The 540-nt window shown below is 67.2% G+C and carries 1 protein-coding gene and 1 pseudogene; both read left to right on the top strand.

What is annotated here, in order from left to right:
* Positions 1-188: pseudogene (locus J5M58_RS26055) on the top strand (diadenosine tetraphosphatase); the annotation flags it as partial.
* Positions 189-231: 43 nt separating this feature from the next.
* The coding region (gene glpE, locus J5M58_RS26050) for a thiosulfate sulfurtransferase GlpE (RefSeq protein WP_207880212.1) at positions 232-540 on the top strand (309 nt) is incomplete at its 3' end.

Genomic DNA, 540 nt, shown 5'->3' with positions numbered 1-540 from the left:
GCTATACCGAGCGCAAGGCCGCCGGGCGCAAGATCATCTTCGGCCACTGGGCCGCGCTGGAAGGCCAGTGCGACGTCCCCGGCCTGTTCGCCCTGGACACCGGCTGCGTCTGGGGCGGCAGCATGACCCTGCTGAACGTCGACACCCTTGAGCGCATCCACTGCGACTGCGCCAAGGAACACCCCTGATTCCAGCGGGGCCGAGCGCCCCGCGTCCTGCGAGGTACCCCACATGAGCGAGTTCAAGCGCATCGCCCCCGACCTGGCCCAGCAACTGCGCGAAGGCGGCGCCCAGGTCGTCGACATCCGCGACCCGCAAAGCTACGCCCTGGGCCATATCACCGGCTCGCGGCACATCGACAACTACTCGGTGGCCGATTTCATCCGCGAAGCGGACATGGATGCACCGCTGGTCGTGGTCTGCTACCACGGCAACTCCAGCCAGAGCGCGGCGGCCTATTTCGTCCAGCAGGGCTTCTCCGAGGTCTACAGCCTCGACGGCGGCTTCGAACTGTGGCGCAGCGTCTATCCCGCGGATACC

This window comes from Pseudomonas sp. 32_A, from assembly GCF_017490905.1.
Lineage (GTDB): Bacteria > Pseudomonadota > Gammaproteobacteria > Pseudomonadales > Pseudomonadaceae > Aquipseudomonas > Aquipseudomonas inefficax.
The sequence above is the reverse complement of the archived record's forward strand: the minus strand, read 5'-3'. Positions and strand labels throughout refer to the sequence as shown.